The 18,710-nt window shown below is 68.5% G+C and carries 16 protein-coding genes and 1 tRNA gene; 3 read left to right on the top strand and 14 right to left on the bottom strand.

The window, feature by feature from the left end; genetic code table 11:
• Positions 1 to 101 precede the first annotated feature (101 nt).
• From rpsG to rplK, 8 genes are all read right to left on the bottom strand, one after another.
• Positions 102 to 578 (bottom strand): 30S ribosomal protein S7, encoded by a 477-nt coding sequence (gene rpsG / locus D2K64_RS20955; RefSeq protein ID WP_120010322.1) that lies wholly within the window; start codon positions 576 to 578, stop codon positions 102 to 104.
• Between the two features lie 12 nt (positions 579 to 590).
• Complete coding sequence (gene rpsL / locus D2K64_RS20950; protein ID WP_120010321.1) at positions 591 to 962, bottom strand: 30S ribosomal protein S12; 372 nt, start codon at positions 960 to 962, stop codon at positions 591 to 593.
• Between the two features lie 366 nt (positions 963 to 1,328).
• Entirely contained in the window at positions 1,329 to 5,597 is a 4,269-nt protein-coding gene (gene rpoC, locus D2K64_RS20945; RefSeq protein ID WP_120010320.1) for a DNA-directed RNA polymerase subunit beta', read from the bottom strand.
• 97 nt (positions 5,598 to 5,694) lie between these two features.
• On the bottom strand, positions 5,695 to 9,876 hold the full coding sequence (gene rpoB / locus D2K64_RS20940) for a DNA-directed RNA polymerase subunit beta (RefSeq protein ID WP_120010319.1): 4,182 nt from the start codon (positions 9,874 to 9,876) through the stop codon (positions 5,695 to 5,697).
• A 185-nt stretch (positions 9,877 to 10,061) separates the two neighbouring features.
• The gene (gene rplL, locus D2K64_RS20935) at positions 10,062 to 10,442 is read right to left on the bottom strand and encodes a 50S ribosomal protein L7/L12 (protein WP_120010318.1); all 381 of its coding nucleotides are present in this window, start codon (positions 10,440 to 10,442) and stop codon (positions 10,062 to 10,064) included.
• Between the two features lie 95 nt (positions 10,443 to 10,537).
• A complete protein-coding gene (gene rplJ / locus D2K64_RS20930; RefSeq protein ID WP_120010317.1) occupies positions 10,538 to 11,059 on the bottom strand; it encodes a 50S ribosomal protein L10 in 522 nt (173 codons plus the stop codon).
• Between the two features lie 356 nt (positions 11,060 to 11,415).
• Entirely contained in the window at positions 11,416 to 12,117 is a 702-nt protein-coding gene (gene rplA, locus D2K64_RS20925; RefSeq protein ID WP_120010316.1) for a 50S ribosomal protein L1, read from the bottom strand.
• 4 nt (positions 12,118 to 12,121) lie between these two features.
• A complete protein-coding gene (gene rplK / locus D2K64_RS20920) occupies positions 12,122 to 12,556 on the bottom strand; it encodes a 50S ribosomal protein L11 (RefSeq protein WP_120010315.1) in 435 nt (144 codons plus the stop codon).
• Between the two features lie 320 nt (positions 12,557 to 12,876).
• Here rplK and D2K64_RS20915 point away from each other — a divergent pair, with 320 nt between their 5' ends.
• The 3 genes from D2K64_RS20915 to D2K64_RS20905 are packed head-to-tail and all read left to right on the top strand — an operon-like array spanning position 12,877 to position 16,063.
• Complete coding sequence (locus D2K64_RS20915) at positions 12,877 to 14,955, top strand: FUSC family protein (RefSeq protein WP_120010314.1); 2,079 nt, start codon at positions 12,877 to 12,879, stop codon at positions 14,953 to 14,955.
• Positions 14,952 to 15,158: a DUF1656 domain-containing protein gene (locus D2K64_RS20910; protein WP_120010313.1), complete on the top strand. Its 207-nt coding sequence runs from the start codon at positions 14,952 to 14,954 to the stop codon at positions 15,156 to 15,158. The genes D2K64_RS20915 and D2K64_RS20910 overlap by 4 nt, the downstream gene beginning before the upstream one ends.
• The gene (locus D2K64_RS20905; protein WP_120010312.1) at positions 15,158 to 16,063 is read left to right on the top strand and encodes an efflux RND transporter periplasmic adaptor subunit; all 906 of its coding nucleotides are present in this window, start codon (positions 15,158 to 15,160) and stop codon (positions 16,061 to 16,063) included. The genes D2K64_RS20910 and D2K64_RS20905 overlap by 1 nt, the downstream gene beginning before the upstream one ends.
• 22 nt (positions 16,064 to 16,085) lie before the next feature.
• Here D2K64_RS20905 and D2K64_RS25200 read toward each other — a convergent pair whose 3' ends face one another.
• The 6 genes from D2K64_RS25200 to D2K64_RS20875 all read right to left on the bottom strand — a co-directional run.
• Positions 16,086 to 17,027, bottom strand: a complete 942-nt coding sequence (locus D2K64_RS25200) for a DUF2062 domain-containing protein (protein ID WP_202910776.1) — start codon at positions 17,025 to 17,027, stop codon at positions 16,086 to 16,088.
• Between the two features lie 22 nt (positions 17,028 to 17,049).
• Positions 17,050 to 17,586, bottom strand: a complete 537-nt coding sequence (nusG, locus tag D2K64_RS20895; protein WP_120010311.1) for a transcription termination/antitermination protein NusG — start codon at positions 17,584 to 17,586, stop codon at positions 17,050 to 17,052.
• A gap of 18 nt (positions 17,587 to 17,604) precedes the next feature.
• Positions 17,605 to 17,802, bottom strand: a complete 198-nt coding sequence (secE, locus tag D2K64_RS20890; protein WP_120010310.1) for a preprotein translocase subunit SecE — start codon at positions 17,800 to 17,802, stop codon at positions 17,605 to 17,607.
• A gap of 104 nt (positions 17,803 to 17,906) precedes the next feature.
• Positions 17,907 to 17,983 (bottom strand) — tRNA-Trp (locus D2K64_RS20885).
• Between the two features lie 71 nt (positions 17,984 to 18,054).
• Complete coding sequence (locus tag D2K64_RS20880; RefSeq protein ID WP_120010309.1) at positions 18,055 to 18,501, bottom strand: DUF4174 domain-containing protein; 447 nt, start codon at positions 18,499 to 18,501, stop codon at positions 18,055 to 18,057.
• Positions 18,502 to 18,634: 133 nt separating this feature from the next.
• Positions 18,635 to 18,710 (bottom strand): EF-Tu C-terminal domain-related protein (locus D2K64_RS20875; RefSeq protein ID WP_157985907.1); only part of this gene is annotated, 76 nt, incomplete at its 5' end.

The raw sequence follows: 18,710 nt of genomic DNA, 5'->3' as shown, positions 1-18,710 counted from the left end.
GTCTTGCCATGGTCCACATGCCCGATCGTGCCAATGTTGCAGTGCGGCTTGTTCCGCTCAAACTTAGCTTTCGCCATTGTCTTCGTCCCCGATCGGGTCTGTTACCAGCGGTAGTGGCTGAAGGCCTTGTTGGCTTCGGCCATACGGTGCGTATCTTCGCGCTTCTTCACGGCGGTGCCGCGGTTATTGGCCGCGTCCAGCAGTTCGGAGGAAAGGCGCTCTTCCATGGTGTGCTCGCCACGCTTGCGCGCGGACTCGATCAACCAGCGGATGGCCAGGGCTTGGCGGCGCTCCGGGCGAACCTCGACGGGCACCTGATAGGTGGCACCACCGACGCGGCGGGAGCGGACCTCAACGGCCGGCTTCACATTGTCCATCGCTTCATGGAACAGGCGCAACGGGTCGCTGTTGGCCCCACCGCGCTTCTTCAGGGTGTCCATGGCGGCGTAGACGATACGCTCGGCCGTGCTCTTCTTGCCGTCATACATCAGCACGTTCATGAAACGGCTGAGCACGAGGTCGCCGAACTTCGGATCCGGCAGAACTTCGCGCTTCTCGGCGCTGTGGCGACGCGACATCGCTTGCTTTCCTTACTTCGGCCGCTTCGCGCCATACAGCGAGCGCCGCTTGCGCCGCTTGGCAATGCCCTGGGTGTCGAGAACGCCGCGCAGGATGTGGTAGCGCACGCCCGGAAGGTCCTTCACGCGCCCGCCACGGATCAGCACCACGGAGTGCTCCTGCAGGTTGTGGCCTTCACCGGGAATGTAGCTCACCACCTCATAGCCGTTCACGAGGCGCACCTTGGCGACCTTACGGAGAGCCGAGTTCGGCTTCTTCGGCGTGGTGGTGTAGACGCGGGTGCAGACGCCCCGCTTCTGCGGGCAGTTCTGCAAGGCCGGAACCTTGTTCCGGACCGGCTTGGGCTCACGCCCGCTGGCGATGAGCTGGTTGATCGTCGGCATGACGCCCCTTGTGCCTTCTACTGACGCCCAGATCCCTTGCCAAGCAAGAGCGCCCGACCGAGCAGCGCTTCCGCGCCGCCCCCTCGGGCTATATTCCTGCTCCCGGCCTCAGCCATCAGAAAGTGGCGGCGCCGGATGCTCAGAACCTGTCGTCCAGAACTCCGCAGGCCGAACCATCAAGGATCGACCCCGTCGAGGGGGCGGAAACTACGGGCCGACCCCTCATGAGTCAAGCACGCCGCACCCCCGGAACAAATGAATCCGGGCCCCGTGGGAGCCCGGCTTCCATGCAGCCAGCGCAGAGCGCGCCGGCAAGCTGCAGCCTGGCCGCCGGACCGGTTCTCCCGGGCCGGCGGCAGCCTTGGCTTACTCGGCGGCCTGCTGGCCGGGCTTGGGCAGAGCGCCCTGACCCTGCGGCAGGCGCTGCCCGTCGCGCTGGGCAGCCAGCGCGCGTAGGCGGTTCATCACCGACCCCGTGCCCGCCGGGATCAGGCGCCCGACGATGACGTTCTCCTTCAGGCCCGCCAAGTAGTCGACCTTGCCGGCCACCGCCGCCTCGGTCAGCACCCGGGTGGTCTCCTGGAAGGAGGCGGCCGAGATGAAGGAGGTGGTCTGCAGCGACGCCTTGGTGATGCCCTGCAGCACCGGCTCGGCCCGGGCGGGCCGCTCCTTGCGGGCAAGCAGCTTCTCGTTCTCGATCTCGAACTCGATGCGCTCCACCGTCTCCCCGGTCAGGTAGGTGGTGTCGCCCGGCTCCAGGATCTCCACCTTCTGCAGCATCTGGCGGACGATCACCTCGATATGCTTGTCGTTGATCTTCACGCCCTGCAGTCGATAGACGTCCTGGATCTCATTCACCAGATAGTTCGCCAGCGCCTCGACGCCCAGCACCCGCAGGATGTCGTGCGGCACGCGCGGGCCGTCGACGAGCGGGTCGCCGGCCTTCACATAGTCGCCTTCCTGCACCGAGACGTGCTTGCCCTTCGGCACCAGATATTCGCGCGGCACCGGCGGCTCGTCACCGACCTGCTCCGGCACCACCAGGATGCGGCGCTTGGCCTTGTAGTCCTTGCCGAACTCCACGCGCCCGTCGATCTCGCTGATGATCGCGTGGTCCTTCGGACGACGCGCCTCGAATAGCTCGGCCACGCGCGGCAGACCGCCGGTGATGTCGCGGGTTTTGGAGGACTCGCGCGGTAGGCGGGCGATCACGTCACCGGCCTGCACTGTGACGCCGTTCTCGACCGAGAGGATCGAGTCGGGCGACAGGAAGTAGCGGGCCTCGGCGCCGTTCGGCAGCTTCACGATATTGCCGCGCTCGTCCTTCAGGATGATGCGCGGGCGCAGATCGGCACCCTTGGCCGCCTGCTTGTAGTCCACCACCACCTTGGAGGAGAGGCCGGTCACCTCGTCCTGCCGCTCGACCAGGGTGATGCCCTCGATCAGGTCGGCGTATTCGATGGAGCCGGACCGCTCGGTGATGATTGGCAGGGTGAAGGGGTCCCACTCGGCCAGCTTCTGGCCGCGCGTGACCTCCAGCCCGTCCTCCAGCACCAGCAACCGGGCGCCATAGGGCACGCGGTAACGGGCGCGTTCGCGGCCATTAGCGTCGCTCAGCACGATCTCGCAGTTTCGCGACATCACGATCGGCACGCCGGCCGAGTTGGCGACGACGTTGCGGTTGAGCACCGCCACGGTGCCGTCGCTGGTGGCCTCCACCGCCGATTGCTCGGCCCCGCGGGTCGCCGCGCCGCCGATGTGGAAGGTGCGCATGGTCAGCTGCGTACCCGGCTCGCCGATGGACTGCGCCGCGATGACGCCGACGGCCTCGCCGATGTTCACCGTGGTGCCGCGCGCCAGGTCACGACCGTAGCAGAAGCCGCACACGCCGGACCGCGCGTCGCAGGTCAGCACGGAACGGATATAGACTTCCTCCACGCCCGCCTTCTCGACCAGCTCGGCGCTCGGCTCGTCGATCAGCGTGTTGCGCGGCAGCAGCACCTCGCCCGTCGCCGGGTCGAGGATGTCGCGCTGTGCCGTACGGCCGAGGATCCGCTCGCTCAACGAGGACACCGTCTCGCCGCCATCCATCACGGCGCGCACGGTGATTCCGCGCTCGGTGCCGCAATCATTCTCGACGATGATGCAGTCCTGCGCCACGTCCACCAGGCGGCGGGTCAGGTAACCGGAGTTCGCGGTCTTCAGCGCGGTGTCCGCGAGGCCCTTGCGGGCGCCGTGGGTCGAGTTGAAGTACTCCAGGACGGACAGGCCTTCCTTGAAGTTCGCGATGATCGGCTGCTCGATGATCTCGCCCGAGGGCTTGGCCATCAGGCCGCGCATGCCGGCCAGCTGGCGCATCTGCGCCGGCGAGCCGCGCGCACCGGAATGCGACATCATCCACACGCTGTTGGTGACGCGGCCGACCTCCTGCTTGGAGATCTCCTTCATCATCGCCGTCGCCACCTCGTCGGTGCAGCGCGACCAGGCGTCGACCACCTTGTTGTAGCGCTCGCCGGCCGTGATCAGGCCGTCGAGGTATTGCTGCTCGAACTCCTTCACCTCGGCCTTGGTGCGGCCGATGAGCCCCTCCTTCTCGGCGGGGATCATCATGTCGTCCTTGCCGAAGGAGATGCCGGCCTTGGCCGCCTGCTTGAAGCCGAGTGCCATCAACCGGTCGGCGAAGATCACCGACTCCTTCTGGCCGCAATGGCGGTACACCGCATCCATCACGTCCGAGATCGACTTCTTGGTCAGCTGGCGGTTGACCAGGGAATACGGGGTGCGCGGGTCCTTCGGCAGCAGCGCGCCCATCATCATGCGACCGGCCGTGGTCAGCACCGTCTCGCGTCGGCTGCTGTTCTCCTCGGTCGGCGCCGGCACGCGCGCCATGACGGCGGTGTGCAGGGTGATCGAGCCGGCGGCCAGCGCCTGCTCCACCTCACCCAGGTCGCCGAACACGTAGGGCCGGTGCTCCAGCGCCTTGCGCTCGGCGTCGCTCAACGCGTCGACCGACTTGCCATTGGCACCGCTGATCGCCGCCCGGATCTCCTCCAGCTCCTTCTGGGCGACGCGGAACTCCGGCGTCTCCAGCGAGAGATAGTAGAGGCCGAGCACGATGTCCTGCGACGGCACGATGATCGGCTTGCCGTTGGCGGGGCTGAGGATGTTGTTGGTGGACATCATCAGCACGCGCGCTTCCAGCTGCGCCTCAAGCGACAACGGGACGTGCACGGCCATCTGGTCGCCGTCGAAATCGGCGTTGAAGGCAGTGCAGACCAGCGGGTGCAGCTGGATCGCCTTGCCCTCGACCAGCACCGGCTCGAAGGCCTGGATGCCCAGGCGGTGCAGCGTCGGCGCCCGGTTCAGCATCACCGGGTGCTCGCGGATGACCTCCTCCAGGATGTCCCACACCTCGGGACGCTCCTTCTCCACCATCCGCTTGGCGGCCTTGATGGTGGTGGCGTGGCCGTACTTCTCGAGCTTCGAGTAGATGAAGGGCTTGAACAGCTCCAGCGCCATCTTCTTGGGAAGACCGCACTGGTGCAGCTTCATCTCGGGACCGACGACGATCACCGAGCGGCCGGAATAATCGACGCGCTTGCCCAGCAGGTTCTGCCGGAAACGGCCCTGCTTGCCCTTCAGCATGTCGGACAGCGACTTCAGCGGGCGCTTGTTGGCCCCCGTGATGGCGCGGCCGCGGCGGCCGTTGTCGAACAGCGCGTCCACCGATTCCTGCAGCATGCGCTTCTCGTTGCGCACGATGATGTCCGGCGCGCGCAGCTCGATCAGCCGCTTCAGGCGGTTGTTGCGGTTGATGACGCGGCGATACAGGTCGTTCAGGTCGGAGGTCGCGAAGCGGCCGCCATCCAGCGGCACCAGCGGGCGCAGCTCGGGCGGGATCACCGGCACGACGTCGAGGATCATCCAGTCCGGACGCGCGCCGCCCTCGGCAAAGCTCTCGATCATCTTGAGGCGCTTCACGAGCTTCTTGCGCTTGGCCTCGGAGGTGGTCTCCTTCAGCTCGGCGCGCAGCTCGGTGCTCTCGCGGTCCAGCTCGATGCCGGCCAGCATCTGCTTCACCGCCTCGGCGCCGATGCCGACGGAGAAGGCATCCTCGCCGAACTCGTCCTGCTTGTTGACGAACTGCTCCTCGGTCAGCAGCTGGTGCAGCTTCAGGTCGGTCAGGCCCGGCTCCAGCACCACGTAGGACTCGAAGTACAGCACCTTCTCCAGGTCCTTCAGCGACATGTCGACCATCAGGCCGACGCGCGAAGGCAGCGACTTCATGAACCAGATATGCGCGACCGGCGAAGCCAGCTCGATATGGCCCATGCGCTCGCGGCGCACCTTGGCCAGCGTGACCTCGACGCCGCACTTCTCGCAGATGATGCCGCGGAACTTCATCCGCTTGTACTTGCCGCACAGGCACTCGTAGTCCTTGATCGGACCAAAGATGCGCGCGCAGAACAGACCGTCCCGCTCCGGCTTGAAGGTGCGGTAGTTGATCGTCTCGGGCTTCTTGATCTCGCCATAGGACCAGGAGCGGATCTGCTCCGGCGAGGCGATGGTGATCTTGATCTGATCAAACGTCATCGCCTGGCCGGTCTGGCCCAGGATCTTCATCAGTTCGTTCATGCGCCCGTCCTCTCAAGGTGAGGCCGCCGCGCCGGGGTGTCCCCGGCGCGGCTGAGCAAAAGGTTGTTTCCGCGAGGCTGGATCAGGGTCGGTCTGATCAAGACGGGCGGGTTTCCAGATCGACGTTGAGGCCCAGCGACTTCAGCTCCTTCACCAGCACGTTGAAGGATTCCGGAATGCCGGCCTCGAAGCTGTCCTGGTCGCGGACGATGGCCTCGTACACCTTGGTGCGGCCGGACACGTCGTCCGACTTCACCGTCAGCATTTCCTGCAAGGTGTAGGCGGCGCCATAGGCCTCCAGCGCCCAGACCTCCATTTCGCCGAAGCGCTGGCCGCCGAACTGCGCCTTGCCGCCCAGCGGCTGCTGGGTGACGAGGCTGTAGGGGCCGATGGAACGGGCGTGGATCTTGTCGTCCACCAGGTGGTGCAGCTTCAGCATGTAGATGTAGCCGACCGTGACCTTTCGCTCGAACGGCTCGCCGGAGCGGCCGTCGATCAGCGTGGTCTGGCCCGAGCTGTCGAGACCCGCCTGACCCAGCATGGTCTCGATGTCGGAGATCCGCGCGCCGTCGAACACCGGGGTCGCGATGGGAACGCCCTTGCGGAGGTTCTCGCCCAGCTCGATCAGCTGGTCCTCGGTCATGTCCTCGATGTCGCGGTCGAAGATCTCCTGGCCGTAGACGTCCCGCAGCTTCTCCAGCAGCGCCTCGCGGGCGGCGCCGGCACGGCGGTAATCCTCCACCAGCTCACCGATCGACTTGCCGATATTGGCGCAGGCCCAGCCCAGATGGGTTTCCAGGATCTGGCCGATGTTCATGCGCGAGGGCACGCCCAACGGGTTCAGCACCAGGTCAACCGACGTACCGTCCGGCAGGAACGGCATGTCCTCCACCGGCACGACGCGGGAGACCACGCCCTTGTTGCCGTGGCGGCCGGCCATCTTGTCGCCGGGCTGCAGCTTGCGCTTCACCGCGATGAAGACCTTGACCATCTTCATCACGCCGGGCGGCAGCTCATCGCCGCGCTGCAGCTTCTCCACCTTGGACTCGAAGCGCTTCTGGAGCTTGTCGACGGCGGCGTCGAACTCGCGCTTCAGCGCCTCGATCTCGACCATGATGGCATCGTCCTGCACGCCGATCTGGCGCCAGGTGGCCTTGGCGAACTGCTCCAGCACCTCGTCATCGATCACGGTGCCGGACTTGACGCCCTTGAAGCCGCCCGAGGCCTTCTGGTTCAGCAGCTTCTCCCGCAGGCGGGAATGGAAGCTGCGCTCCTGGATGGCCTTCTCGTCGTCGCGGTCCTTGGCCAGGCGCTCGATCTCGGCACGGTCGATCGCCATGGCGCGCTCGTCCTTGTCGACGCCGCGGCGGTTGAACACGCGCACATCTACGATGGTGCCCGTGGTGCCCGGCGGCAGGCGCAGCGAGGTGTCGCGCACGTCGGAGGCCTTCTCGCCGAAGATGGCGCGGAGCAGCTTCTCCTCCGGCGTCATCGGGCTCTCGCCCTTCGGCGTCACCTTGCCGACCAGGATGTCGCCCGGGTTCACCTCGGCGCCGACATAGACGATGCCGGCCTCGTCGAGGTTGCGCAGCGCTTCCTCGCCGACATTCGGGATGTCGCGGGTGATCTCTTCCTGGCCCAGCTTGGTGTCGCGGGCCATCACCTCGAATTCCTCGATGTGGATCGAGGTGAAGACGTCATCCTTGGCGATGCGCTCGCTGATGAGGATGGAATCCTCGAAGTTGTACCCGTTCCACGGCATGAAGGCGACGAGCACGTTGCGGCCCAGCGCCAGCTCGCCCAGCTCGGTCGAGGGGCCGTCGGCGATGATGTCGCCGCCTGCCACCTGGTCGCCCACCTTCACCAGCGGGCGCTGGTTGATGCAGGTCGACTGGTTGGAACGCTGGAACTTGCGTAGGCGGTAGATGTCGACGCCGCGGGTGGTGCCGTCTTCCTCGTTGGTCGCGCGCACCACGATGCGCGCGCCGTCGATCGAATCCACCACGCCGCCGCGCCGCGCCACGATGGTGGCGCCGGAGTCGCGGGCCACCGCGGCCTCCATGCCGGTGCCCACCAGCGGCGCGTCGGAGCGGACCAGCGGCACCGCCTGACGCATCATGTTGGAGCCCATCAGCGCGCGGTTGGCGTCATCGTTCTCCAGGAACGGGATCAGCGCCGCGGCCACGGAGACCAGCTGCTTCGGCGACACGTCGATGGCGGTCACCTCTTCCGGCTTCACCAGCCGGAAGTCGCCGCCCTGGCGGACGGAAACGAGGTCGGAGCGGAACTCGCCCGTGTCGTTGTCCACCTCGGCATCGGCCTGGGCGACCACCAGCTTCTCCTCCTCCATGGCGGAGAGGTAGCGCGGCGCGCCCACAATCTTGCCGTCCTGCACCAGGCGGTACGGCGTCTCGATGAAGCCGTACTTGTTCACCTTGGCGAAGGTGGCCAGCGAGTTGATCAGGCCAATGTTCGGGCCTTCCGGCGTCTCGATCGGGCAGATGCGGCCGTAATGCGTCGGGTGCACGTCGCGCACCTCGAAGCCGGCGCGCTCGCGCGTCAGACCCCCCGGACCCAGCGCCGAGAGGCGGCGCTTGTGCGTCACCTCAGAGAGCGGGTTGGTCTGGTCCATGAACTGCGAGAGTTGCGAGGAGCCGAAGAACTCGCGCACCGCGGCGGCCGCGGGCTTCGCGTTGATCAGGTCATGCGGCATGACGGTGTCAATATCGACCGACCCCATGCGCTCCTTGATCGCGCGCTCCATGCGCAAGAGGCCGACGCGGTACTGGTTCTCCATCAGCTCGCCGACCGAACGCACCCGGCGGTTGCCGAGATTGTCGATGTCGTCGATCTGGCCCTTGCCGTCCTTCAGCTCCAGCAGGGTCCGCACCGTGGCCAGGATGTCCTGCTTGCGCAGGGTCCGCACCGTGTCGGGCACGTCGTCCAGGCTGAAGCCCAGGCGCATGTTCATCTTCACGCGGCCGACCGTGGAGAGGTCATAGCGCTCGGGGTCGAAGAACAGCCCGCGGAACAGCGTCTCGGCCGTCTCGGGGGTCGGCGGCTCGCCCGGGCGCATGACGCGGTAGATGTCCATCAGGGCATCGTCGCGCGAATTGTTCTTGTCCACCGCCAGGGTGTTGCGCAGCCACGGTCCGACATTCTGGCCGATCGCCAGCGTCGGCAGCTTGTCGAGGCCGGCCTGCTCGATGGCAGCCAGCTTCGGCTCGGTCAGCTCGTCGCCGGCCTCGGCCCAGATCTCGCCCGTGTTGTGGTCGACGAGGTCCTCGGCCACGAAGCGGCCCAGCAGATCGGCGCGGCCGACCAGCACCTCCCGGGTGCCCGCCTCGGCAATCTTGCGGGCCAGGCGCGGCGTCAGCTTGGTGTCGCGCTCGGCAACCACCTCGCCGCTCTCGGCGTCCACCAGGTTCTCGATCAGCTTGACGCCGCGGAAGGATTCCGGCTGGAAGGGCTGGCTCCAGCCCTTGGCGCCGCGGCTGAACACCACCTGCTCGTAGAAGGTGTTCAGGATCTCCTCGGCGTCCATGCCGCGGACCTCGCCGGCCTCCAGCGCGGTGCCCCGCTCGGCGCGGAGCTGCTCGGTCCGCTCGGACTCCAAAGCATACAGCAGCGTCGTGGCGGGCAGCTTGCGCTTCCGGTCAACACGAACGTAGCAGATATCCTTGGCGTCGAACTCGAAGTCCAGCCAGGAGCCGCGATAGGGGATCACCCGCGCCGCGAACAGGTACTTGCCCGAGGAATGCGTCTTGCCCTTGTCGTGGTCGAAGAACACGCCCGGGGAGCGGTGCATCTGCGAGACGATGACGCGCTCGGTGCCGTTGATAATGAAGGTGCCGTTATCCGTCATGAGCGGCATGTCGCCCATGTAGACATCCTGCTCCTTGATGTCGCGGACGGAGCGGGACCCGGTGTCCTCATCCACGTCCCAGACGATCAGGCGCAGGCGCACCTTCAGCGGCGCGGCGAAGTTCAGCCCGCGCTGGATGCATTCCTCGACATCGTATTTCGGCTCTTCGAGCTCGTACTGGACGAACTCCAGGCGGCCACGCCCGGCGAAATCATCGATCGGAAAGACCGACTTGAACACTTCCTGCAACCCGGTGTTCGTGCGGGAATCGGGATTCACCCCCATCTGCAGGAACGCCTCGTAGGAGGCCCGCTGCACATCGATGAGGTTCGGCATCGGCGCCACCTCGGGCAGGCGCCCGAAAGACTTCCGGATGCGCTTCCGCCCGGTGAACGACTTCGTGATTGCGTTCATGCCCGTCCTGCTTCCCTTCGCTCCGGCCCCAAACCGCCCGGCCGGCGGGTAGACCCCACCCGTATTCACGCATTCCGGAGAGACCTCCCTCCGCAACGCAATCGCGGGCAGGAACCCATGGGGGTTCCCGCCCGTTCCAAGCTCAGCCCTGGCCCACCCCGCCGCGAAGCGGGGCGGAACGGTCCTTACTTGACCTCAACCTTCGCACCGTTCTCCTCGAGGACCTTCTTGATCTTCTCGGCCTCGTCCTTGGAAACGCCTTCCTTCACGGTCTTCGGCGCGCCCTCGACCAGATCCTTGGCCTCCTTCAGGCCCAGACCGGTGATGGTGCGGATTTCCTTGATGACGTTGATCTTCTTGTCGCCGGCCGCGGCCAGGACAACGGTGAACTCGGTCTGCTCCTCGGCGGCCGGCGCCGCGGCGCCACCACCCGCCGGCGCAGCCGCAACCGCCACGGGAGCAGCGGCGGACACGCCCCACTTCTCCTCGAGCAGCTTCGACAGCTCGGCAGCTTCCAGAACGGTCAGGCTGGACAGCTCGTCAACCAGCTTCGCGAGATCGGCCATGGTTCTCTATCCTTCGATCTAATAGCCAGGCATGATGATTGCAATCCCCGGCCGGAAAGTCCGACCGCCCGGGGTGGTTATCCGCAAAGGGGCCCTCAGGCCGCCTCCTCGTCCTTCTTGGCGTAAGCCGCCAGCACGCGCGCCACCTGCCCGCCGGGTGCCTGAAGCACGCCAGCGATGCGCGTCGCCGGGGTCTGGATGAGACCCAGCAGCTGCGCACGCAGGGTTTCGAGCGAGGGAAGGGTGGCCAGGGCCTTGACGCCATCGACGTTCAAGGTCTGGTTGCCGATCGCCCCGCCCAGGATCACGAACTTGTCGTTACCCTTGGCGAACTCCACGGCGGTCTTCGCCACGGCCACCGGATCCGTCGACCACGCGAGCGCGGTCGGGCCCTTCAGCAGCGGCGCGATGCCCTGGAAGCGAGTGCCGTCGAGGGCGAGGGTGGCCAGCCGGTTCTTTGCGACCTTATACGTCGCGCCCGCCGCCCGCATCTGGCGCCGCAGATGGCTCACCTCGGCGACCGTCAGACCCTTGTTCTGGGCGACGAGCACAAAGGAAGTATCCGCGAACACCTCCGCGAGGGAGGCCACGAACGCACGCTTCTCCGTACGATCCAACTCCCGTCTCCACACGGTGACCGGTGCCTTGTGGAAGGGCTCCGGCCGGTTCACACGGGGGCGCCACCCCTGCTGGAGGACGCCCCGGTTCGCCTGTCTGAGTTTGCGGACAACCAAGCTCATCATGCCGGAACCGCGGAGCGGCCCGGGCTGCACAGCTCTTGGCATCCCCATCTCACGCCTGCGGGGCCATCGCCCCCTTAAGGCCCGCCATTCCGGGCCACATGCGCTCTCGGACAGGATCAGGGGCAGGCCATGGCCGGCCCCCTGCCCGCGCCCCGCTTCAGCGGGACGCGTATTCTTCTGCGGCCGCGATGCCCGCCCTCGGCTGCACGCCTCGGGCGGTCACGGCCGGATCAGGCGGACGCCGCCAGCGAGGCCACGTCGACCTTGAGGCCGGGACCCATGGAGGAGGACACCGCGACCTTCTTCACATAGGTGCCCTTGGCGCCGGTCGGCTTGGCGCGCTGGATCGCCTCGATGAAGGCGCGCGCGTTGTCCGCCAGCTGCTCCTCGGAGAAGGAGACCTTGCCGATGCCGGCATGCACGATGCCGGCCTTCTCGGCGCGGAACTCCACCTGGCCGGCCTTGGCGGCGGCCACGGCGTCCTTGACGTTCATGGTCACGGTGCCGAGCTTCGGGTTCGGCATCAGGCCGCGCGGGCCGAGGATCTTACCGAGGCGACCGACCAGGCCCATCATGTCCGGCGTCGCGATGCAGCGGTCGAACTCGATCTTGCCTTCCTGCACCAGGGCGGCCAGGTCGTCGGCGCCCACCACGTCGGCCCCGGCGGCCTGCGCCTCCTCGGCCTTCGCGCCGCGGGCGAACACGCCGACGCGGACGGTCTTGCCCGTGCCGTGCGGCAGGGAGACCATGGAGCGCACCATCTGGTCGGCGTGGCGCGGATCGATGCCGAGGTTCATCGAGATCTCAACGGTCTCGTCGAACTTGGCCTTGGCGTTCGCCTTCACTGTGGCGATCGCTTCGTTCAGCGCGAACAGCTTGTCGCGGTCGAGACCGGCGTAGATCGCCTTCAGACGCTTGCCCTGCTTGGCCATGATCTCAGCCCTCCACCACGGACATGCCCATCGAGCGGGCGGAACCGACCAGCATGCGCACGGCGGCCTCCACGTCGTTGGCGTTCATGTCCTTCATCTTGGTCGCGGCAATCTCGCGCAGCTGCGACCGGGTCACGCGGCCCACCACGCCACCCTTGCCGGGGGTCTGGCTGCCCTTGTCCAGCTTTGCCGCCTTCAGCAGGAAGTAGGTGTTGGGCGGGGTCTTGGTGACGAAGGAGAAGGTGCGGTCCGAGAACGCGGTGATCACCACCGGGGTCGGGGTGCCGGGCTCCATGCCCTGCGTCGCCGCGTTGAATTCCTTCACGAACTGCATGATGTTCAGGCCGCGCTGGCCCAGCGCCGGGCCCACCGGCGGCGACGGGTTCGCCTTGCCGGCCGGGATCTGCAGCTTGATGTAGCCGACGATCTTCTTCGCCATGATCGGTCCTCTGCGAGTTCAGAGGCGCGCGGTGCTTGCGGCTGTCCCCGGTTACCCGGGGCCGGGCCTCCCGCGTCCCTGATGAAAACATCGCTGCAACCCGGCCACGGCAACGCGCGTCCTAGGCAGGAGCGATGGAGGCGGGCCTATACAAGCGGCCGGTGCAGGAGTCCAGCGTCTTGCCGACTGTCCGGAGGGCATGGCACCCCTGCGCGGATCAGAGCCCGGCGATGGCTGCTATTCTGGCTTCAGGCGACTAGATCGTTCGCAATCTAATCATAAGGCCTCTACCGGATGCCGGGCCGTTTGCTGATCGGTTCATGATGCCCCGCTTTCCCAGCCTCGAGGACTGGCTGTTCTCCGCCCGCAGCTTCGCCGCCGCGGCGCTGGCGCTCTGGATCGCCTTCTCGCTGGATCTGTCGCGTCCCTATTGGGCGATGACCACGGTGTTCATCGTGTCGCAGCCCTTCGCCGGTGCGCTGCGGGCCAAGGCGCTGTGGCGGCTGGTGGGCACGGTGGGCGGCGCGGCCTTCTCGGTCGCGGTGCTGCCGAACCTGGTGAACGCGCCGGAACTGATGGCTCTGGCCCTGTCGGCTTGGATCGGGCTCTGCCTCACCGCTTCCTTCTACGACCCGACGCCGCGGGCCTACGCCTTCATGCTGTCGGGCTACAGCGCGGCGCTGACCTGCTTTCCCATCATCGACAATCCCGGCACGGTGTTCGACACCGCGGTCAACCGGGTGCTGGAGATCAGCCTGGGCATCCTATGCGCCTATCTGCTGCACGGCGTGCTGCTGCCGCGCCACGGCGCGCCGCGCCTGCTGGCCGGCAGCCGCACCTGGCTTGCCGACCTGGCCCGCTTCGCCGCCGACAGCCTGACCGCGCCGCATGATCCGGAGCGCTTCTCGGCCGAGCGCCGCCGCATCGCCCGCGACGGCGCCGCCCTGGCCCTGCTGTTCCAGCAGACCCGGTACGAGGCGCGCGGCCGGCAGGCGCAGCAGCTCTGGCTGCCCCGCCTGCACCGCCATGCCCGCGCCCTGCCGACCCTGCTGACCGCGATCGGTGAACGCAACCGCGCCCTGGCGGCGCAGGACCCGGCCGCGGCCGAGGCACTGCGCCCGTTGCTGGCCGACATCGCGGCCTGGCTGGGCGACAGCGTGGCGCCGCCGCCCGGCCCCGGCCGGCTGCTCGCGGCGCAGCGCCTGTCCGCGCGGCTGGCCGAGGCGGCGCAGCATCCCGGCTCCGCCGTCGCCGGCGCAACCAGCCCCCACGGGATCAATCCCTGGGCGACCTTGCTGCGCGAAGGGCTGCTGCACCGGCTTGAGGAATTGCTGGAACACTGGCGCGAGACGCTGCTGCTGACCGAGCGCCTGCTGGCCGAGCGCCCCGCCGCCACTGCCCCGGCGGAGGAGGACGCACCACCCGGCCATCTGGATCCGCTGCTGGTGGCGCTGTCCGGCCTCGCCGCCGCGCTGGCGGTGCTGCTGGGCAGCCTGATCTGGATCGGCACCGGCTGGTCGCACGGCGCCAGCCTGGCGATGATGAGCGCCGTCGGCCTGTGCATCTTCGGCGCGCTGGACGACCCAGCGCCGGCGCTGCGCAAATTCCTGATGGGCGCCTGCGCGGCCGTGGTGATCGCCATGCTCTACCAGTTCGCCATTCTGCCACACATCGACGGTTTCCCGCTGCTGTTGCTGGTACTGGCACCCTTGTTCCTGTGTGCCGGCGCGCTGATTCCACAGCCGGCGCAGATGGGCTGGGCGCTGGCGGTCTGCGCCACCGTGCCGGCGGTGCTGACCCTGCAGGAAAGCTTTTCCGCCGATTTCGCCGCGTCCGCCGATGGCGGGCTGGCCACGGCGGGCGGGCTGTTGCTGTCCCTGGTGCTGGCCCGGCTGGTGCGCTCGCTCGGCGTCGGCTGGCGGGTGCGCCGGCTGGCCGAGGCCGACCGGCGCGACCTGGCGCGGCTGGCCACCGGGCGCGGCCCAGCCGAGATCCGCCGCCTGCTGGGCACCATGCTGGACCGGTTCGAGGCGCTGGCGGCCCGTCTCGGTGCCGCCGATGCCGGCGCCGTGCGGGTGGAGGAACTGGCCGACCTGCGCGCCGCGGTGAACGTGCTGCGGCTGCGCAACCGGCTGCCCGACCTGCCGGCCGAGGCCCGCGCGGCCACCGAGGACATGCTGGCCGCCCTGGCGCGGGAAGCGCGGGGCGAGGCGCCGCGCGACTCGCTGCGCGCACCGCTGGACCGGGCGCTGGCGCTGTGCGCCGCCGCCGGAAGCCGCTCGGCGCGGTTGGCCGCCCTGTCCCTGTCCGGTCTGCGCCTGGCCCTGCTGCCGGACGCGCCGCCCCCCGCCCTGCCCTCCAGCCTGCCCTTTCCTGGCGACCGGAGCCTCGCCGCATGATCGCGGAACTGGATGTCTATGGCGTGTTCATGCCGGCGCTGCTGGTGTGGGCGATCATCGCCATGCCGCTGACGGCGCTGCTGCGCCGGCTGCTGCTGCGCCTCGGCGCCTATCGCTGGATCTGGCACGCGCCGCTGTTCGACCTCGCGCTGTTTGTTCTCGTGCTCGGCGGCGTCACCGCCGCCTCGGAGTGGATGCTGTGATGAAGCCGTTCGTCGCGCGGGGGGCGCGCATCCTCCTGACCCTGCTGCTGATCGCACTGGCGGCGGGCATGGGCTGGCAGCTCTGGCGCTACTACATGGAGGCGCCCTGGACCCGGGATGGCCGGGTGCGCGCCGACATCATCGGCGTGGCGCCCGACGTGTCCGGCTTCGTCGCCGCCGTGCTGGTGGCCGACAACGCGGCGGTGACGCGGAACCAGCCCTTGTTCCGGCTCGACCAGTCGCGCTTCCGCCTGGCGCTGGAACAGGCCGAGGCGGTGGTGGAATCCCGCGCCGCCACGCTGGAGCGCGCCCGCCGCGACGAGCGCCGCTACGACCGGCTGGACGAGGGCATTGTTTCCGTGCAGCGCCGCGACCAGGCCCATTCCGATGCCGCCGCCGCCCAGGGCGCCTGGCAGGAGGCGGTCGCCCAGCGCGACCTGGCGCGGCTCAACCTGGAGCGCACCGAGATCCGTGCCCCGGCGGATGGCACCATCACCAACCTGTCGCTGCGCCCCGGCGCCTATGTGGCCTCCGGCACGGCGGTGATGGCGCTGGTGGATGCGGCCAGCCTGCACGTGCAGGGCTATTTCGAGGAAACCAAGCTGGGCCGCATCCATCCGGGCGACCCGGTGGAGGTGACGCTGATGGGCATGCCGGGGGCGCCCCTCGCCGGGCACGTGGACAGCATCGCCGGCGGCATCGCCGACCGCGAGCAGACCTCCTCGGGCAGCGGTGGCTTGGTGGCCAACGTCAACCCGACCTTTTCCTGGGTGCGGCTGGCGCAGCGCGTGCCGGTGCGGGTGACGCTCGATGCCGTGCCGGACGGCGTGCGGCTGATCCCGGGCCGCACCGCGACGGTGGTGGTGAAGCCCGGCGGCACAGCGCCGACGCTGCTGCATCCCTGAGAGCCTGGAGGCGACCCCGCGCTCAGTAGTCCAGCGGCGCGTGAACGGCGCCGCGCGCGTGGTCCAGCGCCGCCAGGATGCGGGCGGCGGCTTCCTCTGCCGTCAGCTCGGCATTGTCCAGCGTCACGTCGCTGAAGCCGCGGCGGTGATAGCCTTCCGCGTACATGGCCCGGATGCGCGCCTGCTCCGCCGCGCCGGGCCTGCGGGCGCCGCGCGGCGCCAGCGCCACGTCCAGCGGCGGCGCCAGCGTCACCACCGACAGCAAGGCGCCGCGCGCGACGCACACCGCGCGCAGCCGGCGATAACCGGTGTCGTCCAGCGGATAGGTGGTGACCAGGCAGGGTGCCCTGCTGCTGGCGACGAGGCGCAGGATGCGGGTCAGTGCCGCGGCCCAGCGCTGTTCCGGTGGCAACTCGTCCGGCAGGCCGTGCTCGTCGCCCTCGACGAAGCCGGCGCCGGGAATCCGCGCCGCCAGCGCCTGGCCGACGCTGGACTTGCCGCTGTTGATGGCGCCGTTCAGGTGGATGACCCGCAGCGGCGGCGCCTGTCCGGCAAGGCCCAGGCCGCGCCGGGCCGCCCAGAAGGCCAGCCCGCCGACCAGCACCGCCAGCAGCAGGCCGCCCAGCAGGGTTTCCTCGGCCGCCGGCAGCATCGCCAGCAGCCAGCGCGGGCCCTGCGCCGGCAGGAACTCCGCGCCGGCCGGCAGCAGCAACCGGCCCAGCGCGAATTCCAGCGGCAGCAGCACCGCATGGGTCAAGGGATTGCCGAACAACAGGCAGGCCGCCAAGGCGACCGCCAGGGTGCCGCGCAGGGTCAGGGCCAGACCGGCGGCGATGAGCAGGTGCAGCCCGAAGGCCGGCAGCATCGCGGCGGCGGCGCCCGCGGCGATGCCGCGCGCCACCCGGTCCGGTCCCTCGGGCGAAGCCCAAAGCGCCGTCCAGCGCTCCCGCAGCCGCGTCAGCACCGCAGGGCGGTTCCGCGGGGGCTCAGACTTTCTCGACCTGGGCGTATTCCAGCTCGACGGGGGTGGCGCGGCCGAAGATGGAAACCGACACCTTCACGCGGCCCTTCTCCTCGTCCACCTCTTCCACCGTGCCGTTGAAGGAGGTGAAGGGGCCGTCGGCGACGCGAACCTGCTCGCCCACCTCGAACACGATGGCGGGGCGCTTCGGCTTGTCGGCGCCTTCCTGGACCTGCTGCACGATGCGCAGCGCCTCGGCCTCGGAGATCGGGCTCGGCCGGTTGCGGGCGCCCAGGAAGCCGGTGACCTTGGGCGTGTCCTTGACCAGGTGCCAGGCCTCGTCGGTCATAACCATCTTCACCAGCACGTAGCCGGGAAAGAACTTACGCTCGGAATTGATCTTCTGGCCGCGGCGTACCTCGGTGACTTCCTCGGACGGCACCAGGATGTCGCCGATCTGGTCCGCCAGGCCCTTCTGCGCCGCCTGCTCCTTGAGCTGCTGCGCGATCTTCTTCTCAAAGCCCGAATAGACGTGAACGACGTACCACTTCATGTCGGCCATGGATGCCCGCTCCGTCCGTTACGCGCCGATGCCGAACAACAGGCCCACCGCGAACTGGATGAGCTTGTCGGTCAACAGGAAGAACACTGCCGCCAGCGCCGAGAGCGCCAGAACCAGGCCGGTGGTGATCAGCGTCTCCTTGCGCGTCGGCCAGGTGACCCGGGCCACCTCCTGCCGCACATCGCGGATGAACCCCGCGGGATCGAGCTTCGCCAAAGTCGCTACCTTAAAACTGGTTCCTGAGAACACGCTTCGCGGGCGGCATCCGAACCGGAGCCACCCCGCAAGACCCGGCGTCGCGCGGAAATCCGATGATGCGCTGGCAGGGGCGGAGGGTCTCGAACCCCCAACCTCCGGTTTTGGAGACCGGCGCTCTAGCCAATTGAGCTACGCCCCTGCACGGCGCCATCGCTGCGCGAGGCCGCGTCTATAGGTCAGCCCGCCGTCTCTGTCGAGAGGGCCTGCGCGTCAGCCGGACCGCTGCATCTCGTTGCGGCGCATCGGCATGGTATCGATCAGCGCAAACAGCTCGCCGGGTTCCGCCGGCCGCGCGGCGCGCCATTTCTCGCCGCCATCCTTGCCCACCAGCACCGCCGCGAAGGCCTCCGTGGCCGGCACACCGAAGCGCTCGCGCAGCGCCGCCGCACTCGCACCCTTGGCGGAACCGAGCAGCGCCTCCACGCGGTCGCCGCCGATCACCGCCAGCACCACCATGTCGCGTTCCTCGAACTCTGGCCGGGCTGCGGCCAGTAAATCGCGCTGCTGCTGCAGCGCCGGGCCCTCGGCAGCGGCAAAGGCCACCAACACGCGGCGGTCCCAGGTGAAGGGCGCCAGCGCCCCGGCGGCCACCGGCAGTCCGGCGGCGCCCGCCGCTGCCAACGCCGCCACAGCGCGGCGCGAGATGCCATGGGGCATGTCACCCTCCTCCTGCCATTCGGGAGGAAGACGCCGGCGGATGCCGGGCGGTTGCGGCACAAAAAAAAGCGGGCCACCCGAAGGCAGCCCGCCGATTCATCCGTGGGGACGATGCCCCAGGGAATGATGTCGCTTAGGCGGAGATGCTGGCGACGACGCCGGCGCCGACGGTGCGGCCGCCTTCGCGAATGGCGAAGCGGAGGCCCTCA

The sequence above is a fragment of the Teichococcus vastitatis genome, from assembly GCF_003604215.1.
Taxonomy (GTDB): Bacteria; Pseudomonadota; Alphaproteobacteria; order Acetobacterales; family Acetobacteraceae; genus Pseudoroseomonas; species Pseudoroseomonas vastitatis.
This window is presented reverse-complemented; position numbering and strand designations above follow the sequence as displayed.

Excerpts from the sequence above, each read along its gene's own strand:
- D2K64_RS20910 (WP_120010313.1), top strand. The coding sequence starts at position 14,952 with ATGATCGCGGAACTGGATGTCTATGGCGTGTTCATGCCGGCGCTGCTG.
- D2K64_RS20905 (WP_120010312.1), top strand. The coding sequence starts at position 15,158 with ATGAAGCCGTTCGTCGCGCGGGGGGCGCGCATCCTCCTGACCCTGCTG.
- D2K64_RS20880 (WP_120010309.1), bottom strand. The coding sequence starts at position 18,501 with ATGCCCCATGGCATCTCGCGCCGCGCTGTGGCGGCGTTGGCAGCGGCG.
- rpsG (WP_120010322.1), bottom strand. The coding sequence starts at position 578 with ATGTCGCGTCGCCACAGCGCCGAGAAGCGCGAAGTTCTGCCGGATCCG.
- rpoC (WP_120010320.1), bottom strand. The coding sequence starts at position 5,597 with ATGAACGAACTGATGAAGATCCTGGGCCAGACCGGCCAGGCGATGACG.
- rpoB (WP_120010319.1), bottom strand. The coding sequence starts at position 9,876 with ATGAACGCAATCACGAAGTCGTTCACCGGGCGGAAGCGCATCCGGAAG.
- rplK (WP_120010315.1), bottom strand. The coding sequence starts at position 12,556 with ATGGCGAAGAAGATCGTCGGCTACATCAAGCTGCAGATCCCGGCCGGC.
- rplL (WP_120010318.1), bottom strand. The coding sequence starts at position 10,442 with ATGGCCGATCTCGCGAAGCTGGTTGACGAGCTGTCCAGCCTGACCGTT.
- D2K64_RS20915 (WP_120010314.1), top strand. The coding sequence starts at position 12,877 with ATGATGCCCCGCTTTCCCAGCCTCGAGGACTGGCTGTTCTCCGCCCGC.
- nusG (WP_120010311.1), bottom strand. The coding sequence starts at position 17,586 with ATGGCCGACATGAAGTGGTACGTCGTTCACGTCTATTCGGGCTTTGAG.
- rplA (WP_120010316.1), bottom strand. The coding sequence starts at position 12,117 with ATGGCCAAGCAGGGCAAGCGTCTGAAGGCGATCTACGCCGGTCTCGAC.
- rpsL (WP_120010321.1), bottom strand. The coding sequence starts at position 962 with ATGCCGACGATCAACCAGCTCATCGCCAGCGGGCGTGAGCCCAAGCCG.